9 protein-coding genes are annotated in these 13,310 nt (G+C 75.2%); 5 read left to right on the top strand and 4 right to left on the bottom strand.

From position 1 onward, the window contains the following. The 4 genes from ACIBQ6_RS28765 to ACIBQ6_RS28750 form a co-directional block, all read right to left on the bottom strand. Complete coding sequence (locus ACIBQ6_RS28765; protein WP_397215697.1) at positions 1–1,536, bottom strand: (2,3-dihydroxybenzoyl)adenylate synthase; 1,536 nt, start codon at positions 1,534–1,536, stop codon at positions 1–3. Beyond that, on the bottom strand, positions 1,523–2,617 hold the full coding sequence (locus tag ACIBQ6_RS28760) for an isochorismate synthase (RefSeq protein WP_397215695.1): 1,095 nt from the start codon (positions 2,615–2,617) through the stop codon (positions 1,523–1,525). The genes ACIBQ6_RS28765 and ACIBQ6_RS28760 overlap by 14 nt, the downstream gene beginning before the upstream one ends. Before the next feature lie 163 nt (positions 2,618–2,780). Then, positions 2,781–3,536 (bottom strand): 2,3-dihydro-2,3-dihydroxybenzoate dehydrogenase, encoded by a 756-nt coding sequence (locus ACIBQ6_RS28755; protein WP_397215693.1) that lies wholly within the window; start codon positions 3,534–3,536, stop codon positions 2,781–2,783. Between the two features lie 392 nt (positions 3,537–3,928). Further along, positions 3,929–5,029 (bottom strand): alkene reductase, encoded by a 1,101-nt coding sequence (locus tag ACIBQ6_RS28750; RefSeq protein ID WP_397215691.1) that lies wholly within the window; start codon positions 5,027–5,029, stop codon positions 3,929–3,931. Positions 5,030–5,154: 125 nt separating this feature from the next. On the opposite strand from ACIBQ6_RS28750, the gene ACIBQ6_RS28745 reads away from it, so the two are divergent. From ACIBQ6_RS28745 to ACIBQ6_RS28725, 5 genes are all read left to right on the top strand, one after another. Then, complete coding sequence (locus ACIBQ6_RS28745) at positions 5,155–8,349, top strand: BTAD domain-containing putative transcriptional regulator (protein WP_397215689.1); 3,195 nt, start codon at positions 5,155–5,157, stop codon at positions 8,347–8,349. A gap of 187 nt (positions 8,350–8,536) precedes the next feature. Continuing rightward, a complete protein-coding gene (locus tag ACIBQ6_RS28740) occupies positions 8,537–9,646 on the top strand; it encodes a S1 family peptidase (RefSeq protein ID WP_358295636.1) in 1,110 nt (369 codons plus the stop codon). 264 nt (positions 9,647–9,910) lie between these two features. Beyond that, the gene (locus ACIBQ6_RS28735) at positions 9,911–10,921 is read left to right on the top strand and encodes a hypothetical protein (RefSeq protein ID WP_397215687.1); all 1,011 of its coding nucleotides are present in this window, start codon (positions 9,911–9,913) and stop codon (positions 10,919–10,921) included. Further along, a complete protein-coding gene (locus ACIBQ6_RS28730; protein WP_397215685.1) occupies positions 10,918–12,027 on the top strand; it encodes an NAD(P)/FAD-dependent oxidoreductase in 1,110 nt (369 codons plus the stop codon). The genes ACIBQ6_RS28735 and ACIBQ6_RS28730 overlap by 4 nt, the downstream gene beginning before the upstream one ends. A 116-nt stretch (positions 12,028–12,143) precedes the next feature. Then, positions 12,144–13,280: a hypothetical protein gene (locus ACIBQ6_RS28725; protein ID WP_358295627.1), complete on the top strand. Its 1,137-nt coding sequence runs from the start codon at positions 12,144–12,146 to the stop codon at positions 13,278–13,280. The last annotated feature ends 30 nt before the right edge of the window (positions 13,281–13,310 follow it).

Below are 13,310 nucleotides of genomic sequence, written 5' to 3'. Positions count from 1 at the left end.
TCATGTCCTTTCGCGGAGGTGGCGCTTGCTGACCTTGCCGACCGCGGTCTGCGGGAAGGCGTCGACGAACTCGAACCGGTCAGGGATCTTGAAGACGGCGATGCCGCGCCCGCGCAGGAACGCGCGCAGCTCGGCCCCGCTGGGCGGGTCGCCGCGGCAGATGACGTAGGCGCAGGCCCGCTCCCCCAGGTAGGGGTCGGGCACGGCGACCACGCTGGCGTCGTGGACCGCCGGGTGGGCCAGCAGGTGGTTCTCGACCTCCTCGCCCGCGATCTTCTCGCCGCCCCGGTTGATCTGGTCCTTGGCGCGTCCCTCGACGACCAGGTGGCCGGTGGGGGTGCGACGGACGATGTCGCCGGTGCGGTAGAAGCCGTCGTCGGTGAAGGCGGTCCTGTTGTGCTCCTCGGCCCGCCAGTAGCCGCGGATGGTGTACGGGCCGCGGGTCAGCAGGTGGCCGTGGTCGCTGTCGCGGCCGTCGTCGTCCAGGACGCGGATCTCGTCGTCGGGCGAGATGGGACGTCCCTGGGTGGCGACGATGGTCTCCTCGTCGTCGTCCAGCCGGGTGTAGTTGACCAGGCCCTCGGCCATGCCGAACACCTGCTGGAGCGTGCAGCCGAGCTCGGGCCGCACCCGCTTGGCCGCCTCCCGGGCGAACTTGGCGCCGCCGACCTGGAGCACCTCCAGGCTGGACAGGTCGTGGCCGGTGGTGGCGGCGGCGTCCAGCCAGACCAGGGCGAGCGGCGGGACGAGCGCCGCGATCGTGACGCGCTCGCGCTCGACGAGCGGGAAGCAGGTGCCGGGGCTGGGGTCGGGGGCCAGCACGGACGCGGCCCCGGCGCTCAGCGCCCCGAACACGCCGGGCGAGCTCATCGGGAAGTTGTGCGCGGCGGGCAGCGCGCACAGGTAGACGCTGTCCGGCCGCAGCGCGCAGATCTCGGCGCTGGCGCGGAAGCTGTAGATGTAGTCGTCGTGGGTGCGCGGGATGAGCTTGGGCAGGCCGGTGCTGCCGCCGGACAGCTGCAGGAAGGCGACGTCGCCGGGCGCGGGGCGGTGCGGGCCGCCGGGGTCTTCCCCGTCCGGGCTGTCCTCGTCCGGGTCGGCCTCGGGGAGCTCGCCGAGGACGTGCGCGGGCGTGCCGGGGGCGTAGGCCCGGTGCCCGTCGTCGGGGCAGATGTAGGCGGCGGCCTCGGTGAAGGAGCAGAAGTAGGAGATCTCGGCCGAGCGGTGGGCGGGCAGCGCGAACACCGGCCAGGCGCCGATCCGGAACAGCGCGAAGCACACCTGGTGGAACTCGGGCACGTTGGGGAGCTGGACCACGACGCGGTCGCCGCGGCCGATGCCGCTCGCGCGCAGCCCGGCGGCCAGGCGGTCGGCGCGCTCGTCCAGGTCGCGGAAGGTCCAGCGGGCGGTGGGCGAGATCAGGGCGGGGCGGGGGCCGTACGCGGCGGCCAGGTCGCGCAGCAGGCCGCCGAACGTCTCGCCGCGCCAGTAGCCGGCCGCCCGGTACCGCGCTGCCTCCTCCTCAGGCCAGCGCATCGGAGACCCCCAGGGCGCGCAGCATGGTGCGGAACTTGGCGGCGGTCTCGGCCAGCTCGGCCTCGGGGTCGGAGCCGGTGACGATGCCGGCGCCGGCGTACAGGCGCAGGGTGTGCTCGGCCACCTCGGCGCAGCGGATCGCCACGGCCCACTCGCCGTCGCCCGCGGCGTCGGTCCATCCGACCAGCCCGGCGTAGAAGCCGCGGTCGAACGGCTCCAGCTCCTCGATCATCCGCCGCGCCCCGGACTCGGGCGTGCCGCAGACGGCGGGCGTCGGATGCAGGGCGGCGGCCAGCGCGAGCACGCGCGTGTCGGGGTCGCGCAGCGTGCCGGTGACGCGGGTGGACAGGTGCCACATGGTCACGGTGGAGGTCAGCTCGGGTGTGACGGGAACCTGGAGGCCCGCGCAGTACGGCGCGAGCGCGTCGGCGACGGCCTCCACGACCAGCCGGTGCTCGCGCAGGTCCTTGGCGGAGGCGGCCAGCGCGGCGGCCCTGCGCCGGTCCTCGGCGGGGTCGGCGCAGCGGGCCGCCGAGCCGGCCAGCGGATTGCTGACCACCGCGCGCCCGTGGCGGGAGACCAGCAGCTCGGGGCTGGCGCCGGTGAGCGTGCGGCCGCCGGGCAGCGGCGCGGCGAAGGAGTAGCCGTGCCCGAGCAGCGGGCGCAGCAGCCCCGGCAGGTCGATCGGCTCGTCCGAGCGCAGCTCCACGGTCCTGGCGAGCACCACCTTGGCCAGGCCGCCGCGCTCCAGCTCGGCCAGGGCCCTGCGCACCGCGGCGGCGTACGCGGCCGGCTCGGGCACCCGCCTGCTCCACCAGCCGCCGCTGACCAGGGGGGCGGCGCCCGGCGGCAGCGGCGGCGACCAGGTCTCGGACTCGGGCAGGATCAGGTGGGCCGTGCCGTCGAAGCCGATGGCCCCGGCTGCCGGGCCGTCCACCCTGCCGGCCAGCGTGGCCAGGTCGCCGGCGGCGACGCCGCGCACCCCGCGGGTGAGCAGCGTGCCGCGGGCGGAGGCGAACAGCACCGACTCCGCGCGGTCGTAGCCCGCGAGCGGATCCGCCGCGGTTGTCAGCAGATGCAAGGGAGGTCCAATCTCGATCGGTCCAATCTCGGTCGGTCCATCTGGTTCGGCCCGCTGCCGGGCGGTCCGGGCGCGCAGGCCGCGGGCTCGGGGGCTCAGGGCAGGCTCGAAGGGGGCAGGTTCGGTGGGCGGGGTCGGGGTGGCGCAGGAGGGCCGGGGCGGGTCAGGCGTGGAGGGTGGCGCCGCCGTCCACGAGGAGGTCGTGCATGGTGATGTGCCTGGCGCGTGCCGAGCAGAGGAACAGCACCGCGTCGGCCACGTCGGCCGGGTCGGCCACCCGGCCGAGCGGGATGCCGACGCGGAAGGCGGCCGGGTCGCCGTGCAGGGTGGCCGACAGCGCCTCGCCGGGGTCGGCGCCGTCCCACAGGGCGCGCAGCATGGCGGTGTCGGTCGAGCCGGGTGAGACGACGTTGCACCTGATGCCGTGCCTGGCGACCTCCAGGCCGAGGCAGCGGGTGAACATCCGGGCCGCCGCCTTGGAGGCGGCGTAGGCGGCCATGCCGACGCGCGGCACGCCGGCCGCGTTGGAGCCGACGGTGACGATCACGCCCCGCCGCCGCGGCGTCATGCGGCGGGCGACGGCGCGGGAGACGTGGAAGACGCCGTCGGCGTTGACGGCGAAGCTCTGCCTCCAGTGGTCGTCGCCGGTGCCGTCCACCTCGCCGGGCAGCAGCACGCCGGCGGTGTTGACGAGGATCGCGATCGGGCCGAGGTCCCGCTCGACCGCCGCGACGACGCGCTCGACGTCGTGCGGGTCGCGCACGTCCATGCGGTACGGCCGCCCGTCGCCGCCGGTCACCGGTCGCAGGTCGGCCGCGGCGACCACGGCCCCGGCCCCGGCCAGGGCGGCGCAGACGGCCGCCCCGATGCCGCGGGCCGCGCCGGTCACCAAGGCGATCCCGCCGTCGATCCCGTCCATTGCGGCACGTCCTCCCGAATGCTTTAGTTAGGTAAGCCTTGCCTAATTTGAAGGCAAAGAGACCGTCTGTCAAGACCGCCGTCCGGACCCGGCGAGAGCCGTCGGGAGAGCCGCGTGAGGAGCGAGATCGGGGATGTCACCGCAGGTCGGAGACGCGAAAAGGCGGGGGGGGGGGGGGGGGGGGGGGGGGGGGCGCCCCCCCCCCGCGGGGGGGGGGGGGGGGGGCCCCCCCCCGGGGGGGCGGGGGGGGGGGGGGGGGGGGGGGGGGGGGGGGGGGCGCGCGCCCCCCCCCGGCGCCCCGCGCCCCCGCCCCCCCCCCCCCCCCCCCCCCCCCCCCCCCCCCCCCCCCCCCCCCCCCCCCCCCCCCCCCCCGCCGGTGGGAGCAGGTGGTCTCAGGCCGGCACAGGCTGGCGCAGGGTCGGGTAGTCGGTGTAGCCGGTGTGGCCGCCGCCGTACCAGTGCTCGATGCGGACGGGGTTGAGCGGGGCCCCGGCGGCCAGCCTCTCGGGCAGGTCGGGGTTGGCCAGGAAGGCCCGTCCGAGCGACACCAGGTCGGCGCCCGCGTCGAGCAGCCGTTCCGCCTCGCGCCGGCCGCCGTCGGCGGGCAGCGGAGCCGGCCAGGGCTGGGCCGGGTTGGCGATCAGCGCGCCCGGCCAGGCGGCGCGCAGCCGCCGGTAGAGCGGCTGGTCCGGCTTGGCCCACACCAGGTGCAGGTAGGCCAGCCCGAGGCCGGACAGCTCCTCGACGAGCGCCGGGTAGAGCACGTCGGTGTCGCTCTCGCTCATCCCCTGCCCGGGGAACCCGGGCGACAGCCGCAGCCCGACCCGTTCCGGCCCGACGGCGGCGGCGACCGCGCGCACCACCTCGACGGCGAAGCGCATGCGCCGGGCCGTCGAGCCGCCGTAGGCGTCGGTGCGGTGGTTGGTGCCGTCGGCCAGGAACTGGTGGATGAGGTAGCCGTTGGCGCCGTGCACCTCCACCCCGGCGAAGCCGGCGTCCACGGCCCGGCGGGCGGCGGCGGCGAAGTCGGCCACGGTGGACTCGATCTCCTCCAGGCTCATCGTCCTCGGCACGACGGCCGGGCGGTTCCCGTCCGGGGTGGCGACCGGCTCGGGGAAGGCCACCGGGGACGGCGCGACGGGCCGCAGGCCGCTGTTGGCCGGGTGGCCGATCCGGCCGCCATGCTGTAGCTGCACGAACATCCGGCCGCCGGCCTCGGCGACCGCCTCGGTGACCCGCCGCCAGCCGGCCACGTGCCTGGGCAGGTGCAGGGCGGGGATGTTCGGATAGGTCTGGCCGACGGCGTTGGGCGTGGTGGCCTCGGCGATGATCAGCCCGGCGGCCGACCGCTGGGCGTAGTACTCGGCCATGAGGTCGGTGGGCGTGCCGTCGGCGGCGGCGCGGTTGCGCGTCATCGGCGCCATCACCAGGCGGTTGGGCAGGCTCAGCGAGCCGAGCGTCGTGGGCTGGAACAGGGGTGACGTGCCGGACATGTCAGTGCTTCCGATCTGTGCGAGGCGGATCGCCGTGATCCGTGACCGAACTCTGCACCCGGGCGCTGCGGGGATCCTGACGATCTGCTGACGGTCCTCCTCCGGCGCGTGTGTACGGTTCTCCCATGCGGTTCGCAGTGCTCGGCCCGCTCGCCGTGTGGGACGACGAGGGGCGGCCCGTCAAGATCGTCGAGAGCAAGGTCCGGGCCCTGCTCGCCGACCTGCTCGTCCACGAGGGGCGGCCGGTGTCGGCCGACCGGCTCATCGACGACCTGTGGGGCGACGAGCCGCCGGGGCGGGCCGGCAACGCGTTGCAGGCCAAGGTGTCGCGGCTGCGCGCGGCTCTGGGGCGCGACCGGGTGCCGTACCAGGCGGCCGGGTACCGGCTGCGGCTGGAGGCGTCCGACGAGGTGGACGCGGCGCGCTTCCGGTCCCTGGTCAGCCTGGCCCGCCCGGCCGGCGACCCGCGCGAGCGCGCCGCGCTGCTGACCGAGGCGCTCCGGCTGTGGCGCGGGCCCGCGTTCGCGGACGTCGCCGACGAGGAGTTCGCGCGGATCGCGGCGCGGCGGCTGGCGGAGGAGCGCCTGTCCGTGCTGGAGGAGCAGGCGGAGGCGCGGCTGGCGGCGGGCGACCACCTGCTGCTGGCCGGCGAGCTGGCGGGGCTGGTGGCCCGTCATCCGCTGCGGGAGCGGCTGCGCGCCGTCCAGGTCCGCGCCCTGTACGTGGCGGGGCGCCAGAGCGAGGCCATCGCCTCCTACGGCGACCTGCGCGACCGGCTCGCCGACGAGCTGGGCGTCGACCCGTCCCCCGCCCTGACCGCCCTGTTCGAGGCCATCCTCCGCCAGGATCCCGCCCTCCTGCCCACCGCGAGCGCCGGGGGACCCGTTCGCCCGGTCGCGGGCGGCGTCGCGGAGCCCGGCCGGGAGGCGCGGACGAACCTGCCCGCGCCGCTCGGCGACCTCGTCGGGCGGGACGCGGCGGTCGCCGAGGTGGGCCGGCTGCTCGGGGACGTCCGGCTGGTGACGCTGACCGGTCCCGGCGGGGTCGGCAAGACGCGCCTGGCGCTGGAGGCCGCCCGCCGGGCCGCCCACGGGTCCCAGGCCCAGGGGTTCGGTGACGGGGTGTGGCTGGTGGAGCTGGCCGGGTGGCGCGGCGATGCCGGCGATCTGGCGCAGCACGTCGCCGCCGTCCTCGACGTCCGCGACGACGCCCCCGCGTTCGGCGCGGGCCCGGCGGCCGGGACGCCCGGGGCGCGGCTGGCCGCCGCCCTGCGGGAGCGCGAGATCCTGCTGGTGCTGGACAACTGCGAGCACGTCGTCGAGGCCGCCGCCGGCCTGGCCGCCGGGCTGCTGGCCGCCGCGCCCGGGCTGCGGATCCTGGCCACCGGCCGCGAGCCGCTCGACCTGGCCGGTGAGCGGGTGTTCCTGGTCGAGCCGCTGCGGCCGGCCGACGCGGTCCGGCTGTTCGTCGAGCGCGCCGCCGCGTCCGCGCCCGGCTTCTCCCTCGACGACGAGACCCGCGAGCTGGTGGCCGAGCTCTGCCGCCGCCTCGACGGCCTGCCGCTCGCGCTCGAACTGGCCGCGACCCGGGTCCGCGGGCTCGGCGTACGGGAGCTGGCGGTGCGGCTGGAGGACAGGTTCGCGCTGCTCACCCGCGGACGCCGCGGCGCGCCGGAGCGGCAGCGGACGCTGCGCGCGGTGATCGACTGGAGCTGGGAGCTGCTCAGCACGCCCGAACGCGTCGTGCTGCGCCGCCTGGCCGTCCACCGCGACGGCTGCACGCTGGAGGCCGCCGAGGCGGTGTGCCCGGGTGACGGCGTGGCCGCCGAGGAGGTCCTCGACCTGGTGACCAGGCTGGTCGACCGCTCGCTCGCCGTGATGACCGACGGCCCCGCGGGCCCCCGGTACGGGTTGCTGGAGTCGGTCGCCGCGTACGCCGCCGAACGTCTGGGCGAGGCCGACGACCTCGGCGAGGCGCGCGGCCGGCACCTGCGCTACTACACGGACCTGGCCGAGCGCGCCGAGCCCGAGCTGCGCGGCCCCGGCCAGCGGGAGTGGCTCGCCCGGCTCGACGCCGAGGCCGCCAACCTGCGCGCGGCGCTGGAGGAGGCGGTCGGGACCGGCGACGCCGTCCTGGCCGGGCGCCTGGCCGCCGCCCTGTCGTGGTGGTGGCTGCTGCGCGGCCGGCTGCACGAGGGCCGCCGCAGCCTGGCGCGGGTGTGCGCCATGTCCACCGAGGCGGCCTCCGCGGCGGCCCCCGAGTCGGCCGGCGCGCGGGTGGCCCACGCGGCGTTCCGGCTGCTGACCGGGGAGCGCCCCGGCCCGGCGTCCTGCGACGTTCCCGCCCCGGACGGCGCGGCCGTGCCGGGACATCTGGCCTGGCTGTACGCCTACGCCCTGTTCAGCGCCGGCGACCTCGGCACGGGCGCGCTCGACGTGGCCGCCGCGTCCGGCGACCGGTGGACCACCGCCGCCACGCTGGCCCTGCGCGCCACGCACGCGATGCTCCGCGACGACCTGGCCGGAGCCGACCGGGACGCCCGCCGCGGCGCGGAGCTGTTCCGCGAGCTCGGCGACCGCTGGGGCGAGCTGCAGACCGTGCCGCCGCTGTCGTCCGTCGCCGAGATCAAGGGCGATCACGCCGAGGCGGCCCGGCTCCAGGAGGAGGGGCTGCGCATCGCCGAGGAGCTGGGCCTGGCGGGCGAGCTGTCGGTCCGCCACTCCGGGCTCGGCCGCCTGGCGCTGCTGGCCGGCGACTGGGACCGCGCCCGCGGCCTGCACGAGCGCGCGCGAGACCTGGCCGCGCGGCAGGGCCACCTCTACGGCGAGGTGCACGCGGTGATGGGCCTGGCTCTCGGCGCCCGGCGGTCCGGGGATCTCGACGCCGCCGAGTCCTTCCTGGCCCGCCTGCGCGACGTCTATCCCTCCTCACCCGCGGGCGCGCACCTGGTCCATGCCGAGCTGGGGTTCGTGGCCGAGCTGCGCGGCGATCACGATTCGGCCGCCGCGAGCCACCGGCGCGGCCTGGAGATCGCCCGCTCGACCGGAGAGCCCCGGACCCTGGCGCTCTCCCTGGAGGGTCTGGCCGGAGCGGCGGCGCTGGCCGGAGCGGCGGAACGGGCCGCGCTGCTGCTCGGCGCGGCCGCCGGGTTGCGCGGCGGCGTGGGCGCCCCGCTGCCGGCCGCCGAACGCGGCGACGTGGAGCGGATCACCGCGTCCGCCGTCGCCGTGCTGGGCCGGGACGTCTTCGCCGCGACGTTCCTGTACGGCACAAACAACTTTCTTGACATCGCCGAAAATGCCGGGTCGAACTTTTCATGAGTCCTGCTCGGGCCGATGCGATCTCATTTGCCGGAACATAACGCCAGGTCAGCAGCGCGCCTGAGGTGGCCGCGCCCCTTCCTTGATCTATTACTCCCGGTCAAAAAATCAGTATGACAGCCCCTTGCCCTCCTTGGGGATTTTGTTCATATTTGCGGGCAAGTCACCCCACCCTCAGGAGGCTCCAGTGAGCATCCATGGCTTACGGATCCGGCGCGCCGCACTGATCGTCGCCACCGCCGGACTCCTCACCGGCGCGGTCACGGGCGTACCCGCCCAGGCATCGCCCGCGCCGGCCCAGCCCGCCGCCGACCCGGCCGCCGCCGCGGCCAGGCTGGAGGGGCAGCTCGGCGCCCGCACCGCCGGCTCCTACTTCGACCAGGCACAGGGCAAGATGGTGGTCACCACCACCGATCCGGCCGACGCCGAGGCCATCACCGCCTCGGGCGCCGTGCCGCGTGTCGTGTCCCGCAGCGGCCCCGCGCTTGAGGCCATCATGTCCCTCCTCGACCGCACGGCCGCCGTCCCCGGCACCGCGTGGGCCGTCGACCCGGCCTCCAACCAGGTCGTCGTCTGGGTGGACAGCACCGTCGCGAGCAGCGCGCGTACCAAGGTCCAGATCGCGGTCCAGCAGGCCAACACGCAGGCGGCCGCCGCGCAGGGCCAGAGCGCCGAGGCGGCCACGCCCGCGGTGCGCGTCGAGAACGAGCCCGGCAGGTTCAGCCTCTTCATCCAGGGCGGCGACGCGATCTACGGCGGCCAGTACCGCTGCTCGCTGGGCTTCAACGTGGTCAGCGGTTCGACCTACTACTTCCTGACCGCCGGCCACTGCGGCAACATCGCCTCCACGTGGTACGCCAACTCCGCGAAGACCACGACCCTGGGCAACACGACGGGATCCAGCTTCCCGGGCAACGACTACGCCATCGTCAAGTACACCAACACCAGCATCGCCCACCCGGGCGGTGTGGACCTCTACAGCGGCTCGCGTGACATCACCAGCGCGGGCAACGCCTACGTCGGCCAGTCCGTGCAGCGCAGCGGCAGCACGACGCACGTGCACAGCGGCTCGGTGACGGCGCTCAACGCCACCGTGAACTACGCCGAGGGCACCGTACGCCAGATGATCAAGACCAACGTCTGCGCCGAGGGCGGCGACAGCGGCGGCGCGCTGTTCTCCGGCGGCGTCGCGCTCGGCCTGACCTCCGGCGGCAGCGGCAACTGCTCCAGCGGCGGGACGACGTTCTTCCAGCCGGTCACCGAGGCGCTGAGCGCCTACGGGGTGAACGTCTTCTGATCGGCCGCTGACCGCGGGTGAGCCGATCTCCGTGCGGGTCGCGTGCAGGCGCGGCCCGCACGTTCGCGTAAAAGAACCTATACAAAACAGACAAAACGCCCTAATGTGGGCATCGCCCCAGTCGGCAACGACTGGGGCGCCAAACTTCCTCCGCCGGCGCGCGCGACGACCGCCCAAGGCGCCCTCTTTGCGGACAATTCCCCTTCCGGCCGCCGCCCGACCCCCTCAATTACGGATCGTAACGGCTGTGTTACTGTCCGCGTTATGAACAAATCGGCCACTGAGCGGCAGATCGAAATTCTCTGGCCCACCATCGGCGTATCGGTCACAGCAGACCTTGACGGACGCAACCGCGACCTCGCCGACGCGTTGTGGCGCACCCTGCCCTACCGCAGCCTGCAAGGCCACGCCCTCGTGGCGGGCCACCACCTCTACCATCTGGCCCCGATGCCCGAGTTGCTGCACGTCCCGGGCGTCCACAAGATCGACCGGCGGATCGCGCCCGACGGATCGGTGTTCTGCTCCCGTCTCCAGCACCTCGGCATCAAGTACGGCCCGCTGAGCGAGCCCATGCCCGCCACGCCCATCGGCACCGTCCGCGAGGAGGACCTCGACGCGCTCGCCGAGGCCGGGAAGGCGGTGTGGCAGTCGGTGTACTCCGGCGGCGAGCCCGTGATCGTCGAGGTGCGCAGGGCCGGCGACGGCGGCGGCCACCAGCTGCGCCGTCCGACGGCCCGGCACACCGAGGCCGAGCAGCTCCTCGCCGAGCTGCACGACGAGATCGAGCGCATCTGGCTCGACCCGCCCCAGGAGCTGGTCGACCTGCACGAAGGCCGCATCGCCTCGGGCGCGGGCAGCTTCGGCACCACGCTGACCACGATGCTGTTCGTCAACGGCGAGACCCGCCCGCTCGGCTACTGCTGCTACTCCGGCCTGGTCAGGGCCGCCCAGCAGCAGCAGCTCCCGCTGGAGTTCCTGCAGCAGATGGCGCGCATCATGGCCGCCACCCCGGCCGAGTTCCTCGGCTACTGCGGGCTGAACAAGCTGCACCAGTTCACCGAGCGCGCGCTGGAGGTCGCCGACCAGCTCCAGGACCGCGAGGACTTCGTCGCGCTCATGAGCCACATGGCCCTGTACGTCAACTGCCTGGGCGCCTGGAACCTCCAGCTCTTCCCGTGGCAGGTCGACGAGCACCTGCGCGCGGACGGCTCGGTGGCCCCGATCTCCGGCTCGATGCTGGCTCCCTTCCAGGGCGGGACGGTGGCCCCGGCATGAGCCAGGCCGACCGGGCCGAGGTGGTGGTCATCGGCGGCGGCGTGATCGGCCTGTCGATCGCGGCCCACCTGGCCGAGGCAGGGGTCGAGACCGTCGTCCTGGAACGCGACGACCTGGCCTCCGGCGCCTCGCGGGCCACCGCGGACGTGCTGCGCGCCTACTTCTCCGGCGACCCGGTCAGCTCCGCCATGGCGGTGCGCAGCCTGTCGGCCTACCAGTCGTTCCCGCGCTGGCCCGGCGCCGAGCTGCCGATGCGGCAGGTGGGCTACCTCGTGCTGTTCACCGAACGGGAGCAGGTGAACAGGTTCGAGGCCGAGCTGCCGGCGCAGCGGGCCGCGGGCGTGGACGTGTCGCTGATCGGCGCGGAGGCGGCCCGGCGGCTCAACCCGCTGGTCGAGGAGCCGTCGCTGCTGGCGGCCGCGTGGTCGCCGCAGGCGTTCGTGAGCGACACGGCCGCCATCGTGGAGGCGTACGCGGAGGGCGCGGCGCGGGCGGGGGCCTCGCTGCGCACCGGCTGCCCGGTCACCGCCGTCGATCCGGCCACCGGACGGGTCGAGACCGCGGACGGCACGCTCACCGCGCAGGCGATCGTGTGCGCGGCCGGCGCCTGGTCGGGCTGGATCGCCTCGGCGGCGGGCGTGGACCTGCCGCTGACCGGGCCGGCGGTGCAGGAACTGCTCACCACCGGCCCGCTGCCCGACGTGCCGGACATGCCGGTCACCCTGCACGCCGCCAGCGGGCTGCTGATCCGCCGGCGCGGCGACCGCATCCTGATCGGCATGGGCAACCCCGGCACCGACCGGGACGCCTGGTTCGTCAAGGCCAGGGCCCAGCTCGCCACCACGTACCCGGACCTGGACCTGTCCGGGCTGGAGACGGCGGTGCGCGGCCCCAGGGACGCCAGCCCCGACCGGTCGGCCTTCATCGGCCGGCTGCCCGGATCGCCGGCGTTCCTGTACGCCACCGGGTTCTCCGGCCACGGGCTGTGCAACGCCCCGGCGGCCGGGGAGCTGGTCCGTGACCTGTACCTGGGCCACGACCCGGCGGACGCGTTCGGCTTCGACCCGATCGAGCTGTCGGCCGGGTCGCGGCGACGCTCGCGCTGACACCGCACCCGGACTCGTGCCGCCCGCGCCGACGCCGCATCCTTTCCGTGATCGAGGCGTGGCGTTGCCGCGGGTTGGCACGGCAGCGGGTACGACCGGCACCGGGGGAGACAACGATGACCACGAATCCGTACGCCACGGCGCCCGTCGGCTACGCGGCCGAGCCGACGGCCGCGCCGTACTCGATCGTCGAGCTCATGCCCGGCGCCCGCAACCTGGTGCACTACCTGCGGGTGGCGCCGGGCGAGCGGGTGCTGGTGCTGGCCGAGCACACCGTCGACCCGGTGGTCGTCCAGGCCATCGCGGCCGCGGCGGCCTACCGGGACGCCGACGTGCACATCCTGTCGGTGGCGCCGTTCAGCCCGGGCGGCTGGGACAGCGGGGCCGGGCACCACGTCGAGCGGGCGGCGGTCGGGGCGTCCGACGTCGTCATCGCCTGCACCTGGTGGGGCGAGGTGCACACCGCGCCGCTGTTCTTCGACGAGATCGCGGCGCTGCCGGTGCGGTTCGCGTCCCTGCACATGAGCGCCACGGCGGGCGCGCTGCTCACCGGCGCCCGCCTGCCCAACGAGGTCTTCTACGCCCTGGCGCACCGCACGCTGGAGAAGCTGGCCGCGACCACCAGGATCCGGGTCACCTCCACGGCCGGCACGGACCTGACGCTGTCCGGGCTGACCCTCATGCCGGACGCCGAGCCGCCGGGCCCCGGCCAGTGGCGGCCCTTCCCGTACGGCGGCGTCAACTTCTGGCCCGCCGACACCGAGGGCGTGCTCGTCGTCGAGGACTGCACGGTGACCGGCGTGCCCGAGGAGCCGCTGAGCGTCCACCTGGCCGGCAACGTCGTGCAGAAGATCGAGGGCGGGACGGCCGCCGACCGGCTGCGCCGCTTCTCCCCCGGCGGCTTCTACCTGCGGCACGCCCTGATCGGGCTGAACCCGAAGGTGCGGGTGGCCGGCGGCAGCCAGTTCGAGCGGGAGAAGCACGCCGGGGCGTTCTACTGCGGGCTCGACGCGCTCACCGACGGCGTGGCCGTCACCACCGCGCCCGGCTTCGCCCACTGCGACTGCCAGGTCGACCGGCCCACCCTGTACGCCGACGACGAGCCGCTCGTCCTCGACGGCCGGCTGCTGCTGCTCGACGACCCCGAGATCCGCCGGGTGGCCGAACGCTTCGGGCCGCCGGACGTGATCCTCGACGACAACCCGGTCATGGTCCTCCCCCGCCGCTACAGCGGGGCGACGTCGAGCCGATGACCGCCCGACCGCACCAGACAGACAGGATGA

It is taken from the genome of Nonomuraea sp. NPDC049655 (assembly GCF_044465465.1).
In the GTDB taxonomy this organism is placed as follows: Bacteria; Actinomycetota; Actinomycetes; order Streptosporangiales; family Streptosporangiaceae; genus Nonomuraea.
Note: the sequence above shows the minus strand (reverse complement) of the source record. Positions and strands in the feature narration are given on the sequence as shown.